This is a genomic window from Paraburkholderia sp. HD33-4 (assembly GCF_021390635.1).
Lineage (GTDB): Bacteria > Pseudomonadota > Gammaproteobacteria > Burkholderiales > Burkholderiaceae > Paraburkholderia.
Genome location: NZ_JAJEJS010000003.1, coordinates 106587 through 123731, shown reverse-complemented (window position 1 = coordinate 123731; position 17145 = coordinate 106587). Strand labels below are relative to the sequence as shown.

The following is a 17145-nucleotide window of genomic DNA, read 5'->3' as shown; positions in this document are numbered from 1 at the left end:
CGATCGATGACGCTGCACTTAACCGTTCGCTCAAGCACGAAGCCGTTTTTCTCAATAGACCTGTGGTGTGGCGCTGGCAAAATTTCATTGCGTTACAAACAAACCTAAAGACGTGGCCCTCGCTGCGGCGGTGACTGATTCCAGTTTGCCGCCGACGCGAATCGTGGCCCAATAGACGGAGACAGCAACGATCATGAAGTACAGGAGCGCGATATGTGCCTGCGCGGCGTTGATGAGCCTTGCGCCGAGATGGGCACACGCTGGAGACGGGAGCGGGGCCGCGAGTCAATCAGGGGGTGGCAGCCTGGTCACGATCTACGGGTTGATCGATCAAGGGGTGGAGTACGTCAACAACGTGGCCAACGGCAAGAAGGGCACCACCAACGCCTTTCGCATGGGCGATGGTACCGCGACATCCTATTTCGGAATCCGCGGTAGTGAGGATCTGGGCGGCGGCACGAGAGCCATATTCGATTTGCAAGGCGGCTTCATGCCGAGCAATGGAACCTCGAGGCAAGGGGGGCGTCTGTTCGGGCGGCAATCCTACCTCGGTCTCGACGACACCACGTACGGGCGTTTGACGTTCGGTCGGCAATACACGATGCGGTTCTTTGCCACCTCGTTTATCAATCCGTTCGGCACAGGCGCGCAAGGCCTCACCACGCTCGACAACGGAATCGCCAATGCCCGGGCTGACAACTCCGTGAGCTACCGGTATTTTCGCGGCGGTCTCGAAGCCGGGGTGAACTATAGTTTCGGTCGCGATGCCGTCAACGGTGACCCGGCGAGCGCTGCCGCCGCCAATTGTCCGGGACAGACGACGCCCTCGAACGAATGCCGGGAATATTCGGCAATGGTCAAGTACGACGCGCATACCTGGGGCGTGGCCACCTCCTACGAGCGTGACTATGGCGGCACGTCGGGCACGTTTGGCGGCCTCACTTCGCCGCAGCTTACGGACAGCCGCTTCACGTTGGGCGGCTACTTCAAGATCAAGGACGCCAAGATCGGGGTGGGCTGGATCAGGCGCGATGATGAGGGCATCAAGACTCCGAAGAGCAATCTGGTGTGGGTGACGGGCACCGTGCCGGTGACGCCGTTCTTTTATGTCGACGCCATGGTGGCGGGGATCAAATACGACGATTCGCCCAACAAGGCGCTGGTGCTCGTGTTGCGTGGAGAGTACTTGCTGTCAAAGCGTACGTTTCTCTACGTGACGGCCGATCACATCCACAACTACGGCACTCTCGCGGATGCGGCGACCACCATTACACCGGTTCCCACGCCGCCGCCGGGCAGTTCGCAGCTCTCCGTGATCGCGGGTATCCGGCACACGTTCTGACGTCGAGCAAGGCGCGCGCAAAAGCGGTTGGATGGAAAGCACCCCAAAGGTCGGATGTCGATCCGACTTTGGGGTGTTGGTTCAGGTGAAGCCCGCGCGGTGGGAGGTTGGCCCGAACGATTCAGCTAAGGGATTCAGCTAAGGGATTTAACCCGACAGTTTCGCCGCGTCCTGTGCCGCCGACATATCGGCCACCGCGGCGAAGGGCTGCTTGCGCTGCAGCGTGCCGAGGCCGATATACATGTCCTGCAAGTAGCCGATGTCGTCACGAGTCAGCGACAGATCTTTCGAGTAGGGGCGCTGCGTCTCGTTGAACTCCCAGATGGCCTGAGCCGATGCCTTGTCGAACTTCTTCTGCGCGTGCTTGCGCGCTTCGAAAAAGGCATCACGCGATGCCGGCGACATCAGGTATTCGTAGAGCGATCCATAGGCGGCCATGACGGCGACCATGCCTTCATGCTTGTCACGCAGTGCGGCATCGGACGCATAGGCGGTCTGGAAAATGCATCTGGGCAGTGCTTGCCACATGTTGGCGTCGTTGATCACCACGAGCCCATCCTGATCGTTCAGGTGCGAGATGCTCGAACAGCAGGCGTCCACTTCTGCGTCGACGACTGCCTGATGGCACTGATCGTTGCTGCCTTTATCGACGAAATTGATCCGCGAAGCGTCGATCCTTCTTTCTTTCATCAACTGCAGCATCAGCGAATGCAACAGCCCCCTGGTCGGACCGACCGCGACCGTCTTGCCCTCCAGATCGGCCAGCGTCTTCGCCCCGCCGGGCCTCGCAAAGACCGTCAGTGCGCATTTCTTCATACCGGCGCCGACGATCTTGACGTTGGCGCCTTGCGCGATTCGCGACAGGACGAGGTTGTAGCCCGAGACCATGCAAACATCGCCCGCGCCGGCGGCGATCGCATCGAAAGGTCCGGTCGAGCCGGCAATCTCAACGATCCTTGCGTTGACGCCGAATTGCCTGAAGTAACCCATCTCGTCCATCAGCGCGTTAAGCGTAGCGTTCTCCAGTCCCGGGTTACTGACGATCCGGATCTGGGAGGCGGCGCCGCGCGCGAGATAGGGCGTGGCAAGTCCGCTCGCGGCTACGCTCAGGCCGAGAAGGCCAGCGCTGCGCAAGAAGCGGCGGCGACTGAAGGTCTGCGTCATCGGGTGTCTCCGTGCGCCGGTCGAGCCGGCGGATCTGGTCGTGATTCGGCGAGTCGAACGTGCGTCTCGCGGCTGCTGTCTTGATTCGTCGCGAGGAGGATTTTCTCGGGCACGTGGATTGCTAGCATGTACCAATGCCCATTGCGCCAGCATGCGCAGCGTAAGCGTGCCAGCGAACGACACCTCGGGGCAATTGAGTAAAATGGCCTTAGGCTTAACTAAACCGTAAAACCGGTAGAGGTGCGCGACGTGTCGGAGCTTGACTGGTATCTGCAGATCAACCTGAAGGCGCGGCACTTGCACCTTCTCGTGGCGATCGATACGTACCGCAATCTGACCCAGGTGGCGGACGTTACGCATGTGACGGTGCCAGCCGTGTCGAAGGCGCTGGCCGAACTCGAACGGGGACTCGGCCTGACGCTCTTTTCCCGCACGGCGCAGGGTCTGGTGCCCACGCAGTACGGCGAATGCATGATCCGGCATGCGCGAGACATGCTGACCATCCTGCATCAGGCTCGCGACGAGTTGAAAGCCCTGAGTTCGGGGGCCGAGGGCAAGATCCACATCGGCATGCTGCCCGCGTCGGCCTCCGTGCTGTTGCCGCAGGCGTTGAGCTTGCTCAAACAGCGCTCACCGGGCACCAACGTGGTGGTGATCGAAGGTACGACTGCCTCGCTGTTGCCTGAACTCTGGCAAGGGCGCCTCGACCTCGTGGTGGGGCGCCTGCCGCCGCCCGATACGCTCGGCAGCTTCGAGGAGAAGGAGCTTCTGGAGGACCCGGTGACGCTGGTGACGGGCCGTCATCATCCGTTGGCGCGCCGGAAGAATCTGCAATGGTCGGACCTGCATCCCTATCCGTGGATCTTGCCGCCGCCGGGTTCGATACTGCGTGATCCGCTCGAACGTGCACTCGAGGTGCACGGCGTGCCATTGACCAACAACTACATCGAAACGCTGTCGATTCACGTCGTGCGCGCGCACTTGCAGGTTTCGGATTTCATCGCCGTGATGGCCGACACTCCCGCTAACGATCCCACACAGCCGCTCCATACGCTTCCGTTAAGCCTGCCCCGGCTGCTGCGCCCGTCGGGTGTGCTGTGGAACCGCAATCGCGGCCTCAATCCAAGCGCGCAGCTGATGGTGTCATGCCTCGAGGAGGCTGCTCAACAACTCGCGGAGAAGACCACGCAGCGCGCGAAACGCGCTTAGGCCAGCGAATCGCAGCCTGTTTCACGTCGCCCCGCGCACGGCGTTTGTGCTCGCGCGTCCCCAGCCTTGACCCCGGCCGCGCCTTAACCATTTGCTCAAGCCTGGAGCCGATTTTCTCAATTGACCCATATCGGAGGGCTGGCAGAATTTCAGTGCGTTCACTGATTAATGAACGGAGACAACGCGATCGATGCCTGGGACTGCAACCGTCTCGGGCTTGCCACCGAGCCGAATCGCGGACCACTACCGGAGACAGCTACCACCATGAAGTTCACGACTGCATTTCGCGCTTGCGCGGCGCTGTTAGGTATTGCCGCGATGGCGATTGCCGGACCCGCTTTCGGTCAGTCGGTCGAGGACTTTTACCACGGCAAGATTCTGACGATCGTCGTCAGCGCCGACGCAGGCACGCCGACCGACATCATTGCCCGCCAGTTCGCACGCTTCTTCGTCAACTACATTCCGGGAAAACCCCGCGCGGTGGTGATGAATGTAGTCGGCGCGGGTGGCATGGTCGCGGCGGCTTCGCTGCAGACCAGACAGCCGAATGACGGATCGGTCATCGGCTTCCTGCAACGCAATAACCTCTATATTCCGTTGCTCGATCCGCGGCAGAACCGTTTCGATCCCCGCAAAGTCAGGTGGCTTGGCAGTCTCAACAAGGTCCAGTACACCATCGTTTCGATGACGCGCTCCGGTGTCACCACGGCGGACGATCTCACCAAAAAGAAGATGTACATCGGCGCGACGGGCTTCGCCAATGAAGACCGGACGCTGCCTGCTTTGCTCGATGAGTATGTTGGCGCAAAGATGAGTATCGTGCCCGGCTACACGGGACGCGGCGAGGTCTATCTGGCCATGCAGCGCGGTGAGGTCGACGGCTGGGCCTCGACCATCGACGGACTGCAGCAGGGCGAGCCGGTGCGCATGCTCGCCAACGGCAAGATGAAGGTCTTGCTGCATCTGGGCTGGCAAAGTCCGGCTCCGTTTTCCGACGTTCCCAATCTGAGCGCCTATATCACCGATCCCGATGTCAAGGCGCTGTTCAACCTGTTCCTGCTGCCGTTCGATGCGGGACGCCCGATAGCCGTGCCGCAAGGTGTTCCTGAGGATCGCCTCGATGCGCTGCGCGCAGCCTTTGCGAAAACAATTGTGGACCCCGCGTTCATCGACGCAATGAAACGCTCAGGGTTCCCGATCGATCCGATCGACGGAAGCGCGGTGGAACGGATCGTCAGCAAGCTATACGCGACGCCCGCGCCGCAGATCGAGGCCGCCCGCAAGCTCATTTTCAGTTCTCACTGATCGCGGTAGTTGATCGCGGCAGTGGTCGCGCGGTTCGGTATCGCCGGCCCGGCCCGGATTCCGTCAGAGACAGCAACGTCATGAACCTGTCGTGGGTGAATGACAGCCAATCAACAAGAGGTTAAAGCACATGACTCCCGAAATCATCGACATTCATCCGCATATCATCTCGACCGATACGGAGCGTTACCCGATCGCTCCGCAGCACGGACATCGCTCGACGTGGTCCGCCACGCGTCCGATCACGTTCGAACAGTTGATCGCCGAGATGGACGAAGCGGGCGTCGCGAAAGCGGCGATCGTGCATTCGTCGACGACCTACGGCACCAACAACTCGTACGTTGCCGACAGCGTGGCGCGCGAGCCGAAGCGCTTCACCGGCGTCTATTCGTTCGACCTGCTCGCGCCCGATGCGCTGAAGACTTTCGATTACTGGCTGGCCAACGGCATGGGCGGGATCCGGCTCTTCACGGGCGGCGCGACCCATCAGACCGATGGCAGCTGGCTCGTCAATCCGGCGACCTTCCCGATCTGGGAACGCTGCGCGGAAATCGGCATGACCATGGTCGTGCAGACCACGCCGGAAGGCCTGTCGATGGTGGCTGAACTGGCCGAGCGTTTCCCGACGGTGAAGATCGCGCTCGATCATTGCGGGCGCCCCGATCTCGAAGACGGCCCCCCCTACGCGCGCTGCGCGGCGCTGTTCGATTTGGCGAAGTACAGCAATGTGTATCTCAAGATCACGCCGAAGACGTTCGATCTCGCGCAGGCTGCGCCGGGCGGCGCGGAAGCGTTTTTCCCGCAACTGGTGAAGATATTCGGCGCGGATCACCTGGCTTTCGGTTCGAACTACCCGGCCTCCGCGGGGCCGTTGAAGAAGCTGATCGACCAGGGCAATGCATGTTTCGCGGCACTGAGCGAAGAAGAGCGTGCATGGGTTTGGGGCCGCACGGCAAAGCGCCTTTACCCGTCGCTTGCTGACTGAACTAGTAACGAGGTCGAGGATCCAGGCGGCTTCATCTGCTTCGATGCTCCCGATCGTCGAAGCTCGTTGGTTCACGCAGTGAGTCGACGAGCTTGCCCTTTCATCAGGATGACGCATGGAATTTTTCAACGACGCGACGTTAATGGCAGCGGGCCATGCGCTGACGACGCTTTTGCAATTCAACCGGCTCATCTTCCTCGTGTTCGGCGTCACGGTCGGACTGGCGATCGGATTGCTGCCGGGCATCGGCGGGCTGACCGGCTTTGCGTTGCTGGTGCCGTTCACCTACACGATGGACCCCTATGCGGCCTTCGCGATGCTGCTCGGCATGGCCTCGGTCATTACCACGTCGGACGTGATTCCCGCCGTGCTGTTCGGCGTGCCGGGTCATGCGGCGTCACAGGCTACCGTGCTCGACGGCCTGCCGATGACGAAGCGCGGTGAAGCGTCGCGCGCGTTGAGCGCGTGCTATACGTCTTCGTTGCTAGGCGGTCTGATCGGCGCGGTCATCCTGGCGATTTCGCTGCCGCTGGTGCGTCCCTTCGTGCTGTCGATCGGCACGCCCGAAATGCTCGGGCTCACGATATTCGGCGTTTCGATGGTGTCGGCGCTATCGGGCAATGCACCGCTGAGGGGAGTGGTCGCAGCCTGTTTCGGCATTCTGGTCGGCATGATCGGCACCAATGTCGAAACCGGGCAAATGCGCTGGACGGGGGACATCCTGTACCTGCAGGACGGTATTCCGCTGGTGCCGATCATCCTTGGCATCTTCGCGCTGCCGGAGTTGTGTGAGCTCGCCATCCGACGCACGGCAATCGCCGAAAACGTCCAGTTCAGTTCGCGCGAGGGCATGCAGCAGGGCGTCATCGACAGTCTGCGCAACTGGTTTCTCGTGCTTCGCTGCGGTGGACTGGGTGCGCTGCTTGGGGTCGTGCCGGGAATCACCGGCGCGGTGACGGACTGGATCGCCTACGGTCATGCGATGCAGACCTCGAAGGGCGCGAAGGAGACCTTCACTAAGGGCGATGTACGCGGCGTGATTGCGCCCGAAGCGGCCAACAACGCGCGCGAAGGCGGCAGCCTCGTGCCGATGCTGTCTTTCGGCGTGCCGGGCGGCGCGGCACAGGCCATCCTGCTTGGAGCAATGATGGTCCACGGGTTCATTCCCGGTCCTGACATGCTGACCAAGCATCTGGACTTTACCTATTCGATGGTGTGGTCCATCGCGCTGGCCAACATCTTCGGGGCGGGTCTGTGCTTTCTGCTGAGCGGGCAATTCGCCAAGATCTCGACGCTGCGCTACACGTTGATCCTTCCGGTCATCATGCCGATCATCTACGTCGGCGCGTTCCAGGGCTCGCGTAGCTGGGGCGATCTGATCGTGTTGCTGATCGCCGCGCTGATCGGTTGGACCATGAAGCGGATGAAATGGGCGCGGCCGCCTCTGATCCTCGGTCTCGTGCTCGGCGTGCTGATGGAGCGCTACATGACGATCTCGTTCGTGCGCTATGGCACGGAATGGGTGACCCGCCCGGTCGTCATGGTGCTGTTGATTCTTGCGGCGCTGGTCTTTTTCAAGCCGCTGTTCAACGCGCTGCGTACTGGCGGCCTCGCGCGGATGCGCCCGAGCGGAAAGATCGTGCTCAAGCTCGAAGACCTGGTCTATGTGTTCTTCATCGGCATCGGCCTCTACATGCTGGTGACTTCGCAGAGCTGGCTCCTGATGGCGAGAATCGGGCCGACGGTCGTCGCGAGCATTCTCGTCATTGCCGGGACGACCAGTCTTGCTTACAAGGTCTTCGTCATTCCGGCGCACGCCGGCCACGCGCAAGCGGGCGGCGGTATCCATATGGACGTCTCGAGCGAGCACGGCGAAAAGCTGTCGAACAAGGTGGTGCTGCTGCGGGCCGCGAGGTTCTTCGGCTGGTTCGTCGCGTTTCTCGTCTGCATGTCGTTGATCGGCATGATCCCGACCGTGCCGATCATCATCGTGGCTTTCATGCGCATCGAAGGGCGCGAGTCGTGGAAGCTCAGTCTGATCCTCGCGGCCTGCGTGACGGCTCTCATCTATGGTGTTTTCGACCAGATCATTCATATCCCCTGGCCGAGCAGCCTTCTTTAGCGGCTTTACTGAATCAACATTGGAAGGAACTGGAATGTCGAACAACCGACTCGAACGTATCGACCCGGACAAGGCCTCGGACGCGCAAAAGAAGGTCATTGCCCGGCTGGGCGAAGGACGCGGACGCATCCCCACGCCGTTCAACATCTGGCTGCACAATCCGAACCTGGCCGCCGGCATGGAGATCATCGGCACGCACGTCGACCGTTCGCCCGTGCTCAGCGAGGCGGAGAGCGAAGTCGCGATTCTTTCGACGGCTGTCTTCTGGAACGCGCCTTATGTGATCGCCAACCACCGCCGCCATGCGTTGAAGGCGGGTGTGCCCGAGGCTGTGGTGGCCGCGATCCTGGAGAAGCGCCGACCCGAAGCAGGCGATGATCGTTTCGGTCTGGTTTGCGACGCGGTCTGCGACATTCTCGCGGGCGGCGCGATCGACGACGCGCGCTTTGCCCGATACGACGCGGGGCTGGGACGCGCGGTGATTGCCGAACTGCTCGTCACGGTCGGCTATTTCACGTCGATTTCACTCGGCATGACGCTGCACGCGCTCGAGCCCAAGGACTGACCCGAACGATCCGGCGGCGAGCGCGTTCTACAACGTGCCACCGCCGGCGACCGTAGCTTTAACGAGCTGGTGAAACCGCGGAGGTACACGACGTGTCAGCTCTCGACTGGTACTTGCAGATCAACCTGAAGGCGCGTCACCTGCGCCTGCTGGTAACGATCGACACATACCGCAACCTGACTCAGGTGGCCGACGTCACGCATGTGACCGTGCCTGCCGTCTCGAAGTCGCTGGCCGAACTCGAAAGGGGTATCGGGCTCACTTTGTTTTCGCGGACGGCACAGGGCCTCGTGCCGACGCAGTACGGCGATTGCCTGATTCGCCACGCGCGGGAAATGCTGACGATCCTGCATCAGGCGCGCGACGAATTGAAGGCGTTGAGTTCGGGCACCGAGGGCAAGATCCACATCGGCATGTTGCCCGCTTCGGCTTCGGTGCTGCTGCCGCAGGCGCTGAGCCTTCTGAAGCAGCGCTCGCCGGGGACCAACGTGATGGTGACGGAGGGCACGACGGGGTCGCTGCTGCCGGAGCTTTGGCAGGGGCATCTCGATCTCGTGGTGGGCCGTCTGCCGCCGCCGGATACGCTCGGTAGTTTCGAGGAGAAGGAACTGCTCGAAGAGCCGGTTACCTTGATGACGGGGAGGCATCATCCGCTGGCGCGCAGGAAGACGCTGGCGTGGTCGGATCTGCGGCCTTTTCCGTGGATACTGCCGCCGCTTGGCTCGATATTGCGGGATCCGCTGGAGCGGGCCCTTGAAGCGCATGATGTGCCGTTGACCAACAATTACATCGAGACGCTGTCGATTCATGTTGCGCGCGCGCATTTGCAGATTTCTGATTTCATTGCCGTGATGGCTGGGACGCCTGGTGGGGATACGGCTCAACCGCTTCATACGCTGCCGTTGAGTTTGCCGCGGTTGCTGCGGCCGGCTGGTGTGTTGTGGAATCGGAATCGAGGGCTGACGCCTAGTGCGCAACTGATGGTGGCGTGTTTGGAGGAGGCGGCCGAGCGGCTGCGGACAGGGGGTGGGACTGGGCCGCGGGCGGTGAGCGGTGCTTCGGGGCACTAGGCGGTTGGGGCGCCCCGCTGAGGGGCGGTAATGGTGGGGTTTCGCGTGGTCGACGCGGTGCTTTTTTTCGTTGTTCTGATTTTCTTGGCCTTTCCTTGCTGTGTTATCGGTCTATTAGCGTTGCCCCTGTGCGGGGCGGCACCTACTTTCTTTGCTGCTGCAAAGAAAGTAGGCAAAGAAGACAGCTCAAACCGCAAATTCTTAAGCGGGTCCCCCGGTCCGCATGAGGTAGTGGTGCATCTGGAATCCGTGCCCCCGCACATTCCGCACCAGTGACAAGGCAGTCATTCCTCCGGCGGCGCTGCGCGCGCCGAATTCCCGTTCAAAAACCACTGGTTGTTTTAGCGCATCGCCGGGCGAGCCGACGGCCCCCGCTGCGCGGGCCAAACCGTTGGTTCTCCTGGCAGACCCGTCCGCGACGCACGCAGTGCGGAGTGGGAGGGATGACGGCTTTGTCACCGGAGCGGAATGTGCGGGGGCACGGATTCCAGATGCACCACTGCCCGCTCCGAGCCAGGGGACCCGCTTATAAGCTGGCGGTTTGAGCTGTCTTCTTTGCCTACTTTCTTTGCAGCAGCAAAGAAAGTAGGTGCCGCCCCGCACAGTGGCAACGCTAATAGACCGATAACACAGCAAGGAAAGGCCAAGAACGCTAGAACAACAAAAAAAGCGCCGCCCCGCACAGGGCAACGCCAATCGACCGACAACACAGCAAGAAAAGGCCAACAAAGCCAGAACAACGACAAAAAAGGCTCCACCCCGCCCAAGGGGCACCGTAACCAAACCCTCAACCCACACCACGACCTCGCACCCCACCCCCCATCCCATCCAACGCGAAGCGCGAACCCCTTTACCGAACGGTTAACCCACCCGCAGCTTAATTCAATAGACGGAAAACCGCCGTGGAAAGATCATCTAGTCAACGAGATCACCTGAATAGCGAAGCGCCTTCCTCAAGCTGCGACGAAGCAGCGAAGAAGCAGCGAAGAAGCACTGGCTGATCCGACCGCCCAAGTCACAGGAGACTAAATTGAGCAAGAAAGTCCACCTCAAGCTCGCCATCGCCGAGCATCCCCACACCGCCGCAATCCGCAACGGTTCCATTCCCATCGAAGGCGTCGACGCCGAATTCATCACGGTCCACCCGCAAATCGGCGCATTCCGCCGTATGGTCCGCGACGTCGAGTTCGACGTGTGCGAGCTGGCCCCGACGACCTACATCATCGCGCGTGCCTATGGCGCACCCTTCGTCGCGCTGCCGATCTTCGTGGTCCGCCGCTTCCACCACTCGGGCCTGCTGGTGCGCCCCGACGCTGGCATCAAGACGCCGAAGGACCTCGAAGGCAAAAAGGTCGGCGTGCGCGCGTACTCGGTGACGACCGGCGCATGGACGCGTCAGGTGCTGATCGACGAATTCGGTCTCGATACGTCGAAGGTAACGTGGGTGGTCGACGACGAAGAGCACGTCACGCAACTCGAGCTCCCGCCGAACGTGATTCATGCGCCGGCCGGCACGTCGCTCGCCGAGATGATGGCCAAGGGCGAGCTGGTTGCGGGCTTTCACGGCAACGCAGGCATTGGCCGCACCGGCGACCCGACCGGCGGCTGGAAAGAGGTCGAGGCCGACTATCCGGATATGTTCCCGAACGCCGCCGAACTCGAAGCGGAATATTACGCGCGCACGGGCGTCTATCCGATGCACGGCACCATCGTCGTGAAGGACTCGGTGCTCGCCGAACATCCGTGGGTCGCCAGGTCGATCTACGACGCGTTCGACAAAGCCAAGAAGGACTGGCTCGCCAAGCTCGACGCAGGCGAGCTCACCGACAAGAAGAACAAGAAGTACCAGGAACTGCGCAAGATCGTCGGCCACGATCCGCTGCCCTACGGCATCGAGGAAAACCGCAAGACCATCGAGGCGCTCGAAGCGACGGCGTTCAAGCAGGGCCTCACGCCGCGCCGCATGACGATGAGCGAGCTGTTCGTCGATCCCCGCGCCTGAACCCGCGTTGACTCCGCATAGAACTCCGGACGGAAAAAAATGATCATCGATTGCCACGGTCACTTCACGACCGTTCCTGCCTCGTTCCGCGACTGGCGCGCCAAGCAGATCGACTCCGCCAACGACCCGGCCAACGCGCCGCCGCTGTCGGGCGCGCACGTCAGCGACGACGAGATCCGCGAAGGCGTCGGCAACGGCCAGTTGCGTCTGCAGAAGGAACGCGGCGGCGACCTCACGCTGTTCTCGCCGATCGCGGGCCTGATGAGCCACCACCTCGGCAACGAGCGCACCAGCCTCGAGTGGGCCGAGGTCTCGAACAACCTCGTGCGCCGCGTCTGCGACATCTACCCGGACAACTTCGTGCCCGTCTGCCAGCTGCCGCAATCGCCGCTGGCGCCGCCGAAGAATTCGGTGGCCGAGCTGCGCCGCTGCGTCGAGGAAATGGGCTTCGTCGGCTGCAACCTGAATCCCGATCCGAGCGGAGGCTACTGGACCGGCAAGCCGCTGACGGACCGCGAGTGGTATCCGCTCTACGAGGCGCTGTGCGATCTCGACGTGCCGGCCATGATCCACGTCGCCGCGTCGTGCAATCCGTGCCACCACGGCACCGGCGCGCATTACCTGAACGCCGATACTTCGGTTTTCATGCAGCTGCTGCAAGGCGACGTATTCAAGGACTTCCCGACGCTGCGTCTGGTGATTCCGCACGGCGGCGGGGCGGTGCCTTATCACTGGGGCCGCTATCGCGGCATGTCGCTGGAAATGGCGAAGCGTCCGCTCGAAGGACTGCTGAGTAATATCTTCTTCGACACCTGCGTCTATCACCACCCGGGCGTGGAATTGCTGACCAAGGTCGTGCCGACCAGCAACGTGCTGTTCGGATCGGAAATGATCGGTGCCGTGCGCGGCCGCGATCCGAACACCGGCGAGTACTTCGACGACACCAAGCGCTACATCGACGCCTGCTCCGCGTTGAGCGACGCCGACCGGCACGCGATTTTCGAAGGCAACGCGCGCCGCGTCTATCCGCGCCTCGACGCACACCTGAAGGCCAAGGGCCTGTAACGGAGCCGATAGCTCGATAGCTGGACGAACCTCATGAACTTCATCGACATTCATCCTCACATCATCTCGGACGATGAGAAGCGCTATCCGCCCGCGCCGCTGTTCGGCAAGCGCTCGGACTGGTCGCAGGAGCGCCCCAATACCGTCGAGGCGCTGATCAAGGCCATGGACGAAGCCGGCGTTGCCAAGGCGGCGGTCGTGCATTCGTCGACGACCTACGGCTTCGACAACAGCTACGTGGTGGACGGCTGCAACCAGTACAAAGACCGGCTCGTGGCAGTCGGCTCCGTGGACATGCTGGCCGACGACGTGCCCGCGGTGATCAAGGGCTGGGCCGACAAGGGCCTCGCCGGCTTGCGCATCTTCACCGGCGGCTCGACCAAGGAGTTCGACCCGAGCGAGCTCGACAACCCCAAGTCCTTCAAGGCATGGGAGATGCTCGCAGAATTGAACCTGCCGATGTGCATCCAGACCGGGCCTATCGGTCTGCCGCAGGTGCGCATGCTCGCCGAGAAGTTTCCGGGCGTGAACATCATCCTCGATCACCTCGGCCGCCCCGACGTGCTGGACGGGCCGCCGTACGCCAATGCCGCGAGCCTGTTCGCCCTGGCGGATCTGCCCAACATCTACATGAAGCTCACGCCGCGCATTTTCGGCGACGTGAAGAAGGAGAAGGCCAGCGCCGCGACCTTCTTCCCGCGTGTGGTCGAAGCATTCGGCGCGCAGCGCATGGCCTGGGGCTCGAACTTCCCGACCTCGCCGGGCACGCTCAAGGAGATCCTCGCGACGGCCGAAGAAGGGCTCGCGTGCCTCGGCGAGGCGGACCGCGCCTGGATCTTCGGCAAGACGGCGCAAAAGCTGTATCCGAGCCTCGGCTGATCGAACATTGCCAACCGCGCGTGCGCCGCAACCGAAGCGGCACCGCGCAGCGTGAAAGAGAGATTCAACATGTCCAACATTCGCCTGAACAGCATCATTCGCGCGTTCGAGTCGGGTAAGGCCGCGCACGCCGCCTTCTCCAAGCTCGACAAGCAGACCGCCATCGAGATGAGCGATGCGCCCTACGACGGCATCGTGTTCGAAATGGAGCACAACCCGTATGACGTGAGCGCGCTCGGCGATGCGCTGCAATACATGCTCAGCCGCAAGCAGATCGCGGAGTCCGGCTCGGTGGCGCCGAAGGTGACGCCGATTGCGCGCATCCCGGCCAACGGCGTCGAGATGAACCAGAGCTTCGCCAAGCAGGTCCTGGACCGCGGCGCCTATGGCGTGATCTGGCCGCACGTCGCGACCGTCGAGCAGGCATATAACGCGGTAGCGTCGTGCCGCTATGCACGACCGAAGAACGCGCCGCTGTACGAGCCGAAGGGCGTGCGCGGCGACGGGCCGGCCAATGCGGCGCGTTACTGGGGCCTGTCGATGCCGGAGTACTACGAGAAGGCCGACGTATGGCCGCTCGCACCGCAAGGCGAGATCCTCGTCGGCCTGATGTGCGAGAGCACGCAGGCGATCGAGAACCTCGACGACATCCTGGCCAACGTGCCCGGGATCGGCTTGATCCTGATCGGCGAGGGTGACCTCAGCCAGGAACTGGGCGTCCCGCGTCAGTACGAGCATCCCGAGGTCATCGATGCGATGCGCCGGATCGTCGAGACCTGCAAGAAGCACGATGTCGTCGTGGGCCATCCGCACGTCACGGCCAAGAACCATCGACGCCTCGCCGAAGAGGGCTACCGCTTCCTGATGTCGGCGCCGCAGCGGACTTACGGCGTGGTCGGTCTCGCGCGCGACATGGCAGGCTACTGATGAACGGCGCCGAAAGTCTCGTCGCGACCCTGGTCGAGCAGGACGTCGACATCTGCTTTGCCAACCCCGGCACTTCGGAGATGCATTTCCTTGCCGCGCTGGGCAACAACCCCGGCATGCGCAGCGTGCTGTGCCTGTTCGAAGGCGTGGCCACGGGCGCGGCGGACGGCTGGTACCGGATGAAGGACAAGCCGGCCTCGACGCTGCTGCACCTGGGACCGGGCCTCGCGAACGGCCTCGCGAATATTCACAACGCGAAGCGCGCGTCGTCGGGCATGGTCAACGTCGTCGGCGAGCATTCGGTGTCGCATCTGAAGTACGATCCGCCGCTGACCTCGGATATCGAGGGCCTCGCGCGGCCGCTGAGCCACTGGGTGCGCCGTGCCGAATCTGCCGACACGATCGGCTGGGATACCGCTCAGGCCGTGGCCAAGGCGAGCGAGCATCCGGGGCAGATCGCCACCTTGATCCTCCCCGGCGACACCTCGTGGCAGCGCACCGATGCGGAGCCCGTGCTGCCGCCGCCTGTACTGACGCGTCGCAAGACGCCGAGCGCCGCGCGCATCGAACACGTCGCCCAGGTGCTGCGCTCCGGCGAGCCGACTCTGCTCATTCTGGCCAACAAGGCGACACGCGGCGCGGCGCTCGAGAAGGCAGGCCAGATTGCCGAGGCGACCGGCGCGAAGCTGGGCTCGCAGTTCTTCACGGCGCGCATCGAGCGCGGCGCGGGCCGCGTGCCGATCGCACGCATCCCCTACGCGGTGCCGCTGGCCACGGCGTTTCTGAAGGACTTCAAGCACATCGTCACGGTCGAGACCACCGAGCCCGTGGCGTTCTTCGCCTACCCGGACAAGCCCAGTCTGCTCAAGGCGGAGGGCACCCTCGTGCATGCGCTGGTCGAGGCCGACGAGGACAGCGAACTCGCGTTCGAGATGCTGCTGCAGGCGCTCGGCGCAACTGGCACGAAGCCACTCCTTCAGGCGCGCGTCGAGACGCCGGTGCCGACGGGCGCGCTCAACCCCACGAGCATTGCTCACGCACTGGCCGCGGCGCTGCCCGAGCACTGCATCGTCGTCGATGAATCGCTGACGACGGGCCGCGAGTCGATGAGCCTGACCATGGGCGCGCGGCCGCACGACCTCATCAACAACATGGGCGGATCGATCGGCTATTCGACGCCCGTGGCGACCGGCGCGGCGCTCGCTTGCCCGGACCGGCGCGTGTTCTGCATGGTCGGCGACGGCAGCGCGATGTACACGATCCAGTCGCTGTGGACCCAGGCGCGCGAAGGCCTGAACGTCACGACGATCATCTTCGCCAACAACAGCTACGCGATTCTGAAGGCCGAATACGCCAACATGGGCGCGGGCACGCCGGGCGAACGCGCGTTGTCGATGATCGACATCGACAAGCCGCGCATCGACTGGCTGGCGATGGCAAAGAGCATGGGCGTACCGGGCATCGCCGTCGACACGGCGGAGGGCTTTTACAAGGCGATGGTCGATTCGACCCGCGAGCCGGGTCCGTGCCTCATCGAGGTCCGGCTGTAATTCGATTCTGAAGACACAAGCATTAGGAGAGACATCCATGACAACGACGCTCACGGGCGTGCCCACGCTGCGCACCAATCTGGCCGAATACGCGGTGACGAAGCCAATGCGCGACGGGCGCGTGAAGTCGGACCTGGTGACGCTGGACTTTTGCGGACCGACCCCGGCGCACAACGGCTTCAAGGCCATGGTGCGTGAGAACAGGTTCGACGCGGGCGAACTCGCCATCGTTACGTTCCTGCAGGCCAAGGCCTACGGCAAGCCCTACGTGCTGCTGCCGACGCCGATTTCCGGGCGCTTCCAGCATCATTGCGCCGGCTACAACATCGACTTCGGACACCTCGATCCGAAGGATATCGAAGGAAAGCAGGTCGGCGTTCGTACCTATACGCAAACGACTGCACTGTGGATTCGCGGCATCCTGCGCCATGAATATGGCGTCGACCTCGACAAGGTCACGTGGATGACGCTGGGTGACGGCCATCTGGCCGAGTACAGCGATCCGTCCAACTGTGTGCGCTTGCCGGCAGGCTCGTCGATTCCGGACATGATGCTCAAGGGCGAACTGGCTGCCGCGCTGCTCGGCGAAGACATGCCGAAGGACCAGCGCGTGCGCACGCTGGTCCCGCACGCGCATGCCGCCGCGAAGGACTGGTTCGCCCGCACCGGCGTCGTGCCGATCAACCACATGTTCGTGGTTCACGAGAATCTGTCGAAAGAGCGGCCGGACATCGTTCGTGAGTTGTATCGCATGATCGTGGCAAGCCGCTCGCTCGCCGAAGGCGTGCCGGCGATCTTTCCGCCGATCGGGCTGGAAGCGAATCGCAAGGGACTGCAACTGGCAGTCGACTGGGCGTTCGATCAGAAGATCATTCCGCGTCGCCTGTCCGTCGACGAGTTGTTCGACGATGTGACGGGCAGCCTCGGTTGAGCGATCGAAGCCGGGCCGCTTCAGACGGA

At 62.7% G+C, this 17145-nt stretch carries 14 protein-coding genes; 13 read left to right on the top strand and 1 reads right to left on the bottom strand.

The window, feature by feature from the left end:
* Positions 1–193 precede the first annotated feature (193 nt).
* Complete coding sequence (locus L0U84_RS35185; protein ID WP_267940123.1) at positions 194–1342, top strand: porin; 1149 nt, start codon at positions 194–196, stop codon at positions 1340–1342.
* A 147-nt stretch (positions 1343–1489) separates the two neighbouring features.
* Here L0U84_RS35185 and L0U84_RS44085 read toward each other — a convergent pair whose 3' ends face one another.
* Positions 1490–2803: an ABC transporter substrate-binding protein gene (locus tag L0U84_RS44085; RefSeq protein ID WP_233857227.1), complete on the bottom strand. Its 1314-nt coding sequence runs from the start codon at positions 2801–2803 to the stop codon at positions 1490–1492.
* Here L0U84_RS44085 and L0U84_RS35175 point away from each other — a divergent pair.
* The 12 genes from L0U84_RS35175 (at position 2756) to L0U84_RS35120 (ending at position 17116) form a co-directional block, all read left to right on the top strand.
* Complete coding sequence (locus L0U84_RS35175) at positions 2756–3715, top strand: LysR substrate-binding domain-containing protein (RefSeq protein WP_233857225.1); 960 nt, start codon at positions 2756–2758, stop codon at positions 3713–3715. The two genes, L0U84_RS44085 and L0U84_RS35175, sit on opposite strands and share 48 nt — an antisense overlap.
* A 264-nt stretch (positions 3716–3979) precedes the next feature.
* Positions 3980–5020 carry a Bug family tripartite tricarboxylate transporter substrate binding protein gene (locus tag L0U84_RS35170; protein WP_233857217.1) on the top strand — a complete coding sequence of 347 codons (1041 nt, stop codon included), beginning with the start codon at positions 3980–3982 and terminating at the stop codon, positions 5018–5020.
* Between the two features lie 130 nt (positions 5021–5150).
* Complete coding sequence (locus tag L0U84_RS35165; protein ID WP_233857215.1) at positions 5151–6005, top strand: amidohydrolase family protein; 855 nt, start codon at positions 5151–5153, stop codon at positions 6003–6005.
* A 115-nt stretch (positions 6006–6120) separates the two neighbouring features.
* A complete protein-coding gene (locus L0U84_RS35160; RefSeq protein ID WP_233857213.1) occupies positions 6121–8127 on the top strand; it encodes a tripartite tricarboxylate transporter permease in 2007 nt (668 codons plus the stop codon).
* Between the two features lie 34 nt (positions 8128–8161).
* A complete protein-coding gene (locus tag L0U84_RS35155) occupies positions 8162–8692 on the top strand; it encodes a carboxymuconolactone decarboxylase family protein (protein WP_233857211.1) in 531 nt (176 codons plus the stop codon).
* Between the two features lie 113 nt (positions 8693–8805).
* A complete protein-coding gene (locus L0U84_RS35150; RefSeq protein ID WP_233857209.1) occupies positions 8806–9762 on the top strand; it encodes a LysR substrate-binding domain-containing protein in 957 nt (318 codons plus the stop codon).
* A 1030-nt stretch (positions 9763–10792) separates the two neighbouring features.
* A complete protein-coding gene (locus L0U84_RS35145) occupies positions 10793–11764 on the top strand; it encodes an ABC transporter substrate-binding protein (protein WP_233857207.1) in 972 nt (323 codons plus the stop codon).
* 39 nt (positions 11765–11803) lie between these two features.
* Positions 11804–12829, top strand: coding sequence for an amidohydrolase family protein (locus L0U84_RS35140; protein ID WP_233857205.1), 1026 nt, complete (start codon positions 11804–11806; stop codon positions 12827–12829).
* A gap of 33 nt (positions 12830–12862) precedes the next feature.
* A complete protein-coding gene (locus L0U84_RS35135; RefSeq protein WP_233857203.1) occupies positions 12863–13708 on the top strand; it encodes an amidohydrolase family protein in 846 nt (281 codons plus the stop codon).
* A gap of 69 nt (positions 13709–13777) precedes the next feature.
* Positions 13778–14635 (top strand): HpcH/HpaI aldolase family protein, encoded by an 858-nt coding sequence (locus L0U84_RS35130; RefSeq protein ID WP_233857201.1) that lies wholly within the window; start codon positions 13778–13780, stop codon positions 14633–14635.
* Positions 14635–16185: an acetolactate synthase large subunit gene (locus L0U84_RS35125; RefSeq protein ID WP_233857199.1), complete on the top strand. Its 1551-nt coding sequence runs from the start codon at positions 14635–14637 to the stop codon at positions 16183–16185. The genes L0U84_RS35130 and L0U84_RS35125 overlap by 1 nt, the downstream gene beginning before the upstream one ends.
* Before the next feature lie 37 nt (positions 16186–16222).
* Entirely contained in the window at positions 16223–17116 is an 894-nt protein-coding gene (locus L0U84_RS35120) for a phosphate ABC transporter substrate-binding protein (RefSeq protein WP_233857197.1), read from the top strand.
* Positions 17117–17145 lie beyond the last annotated feature (29 nt).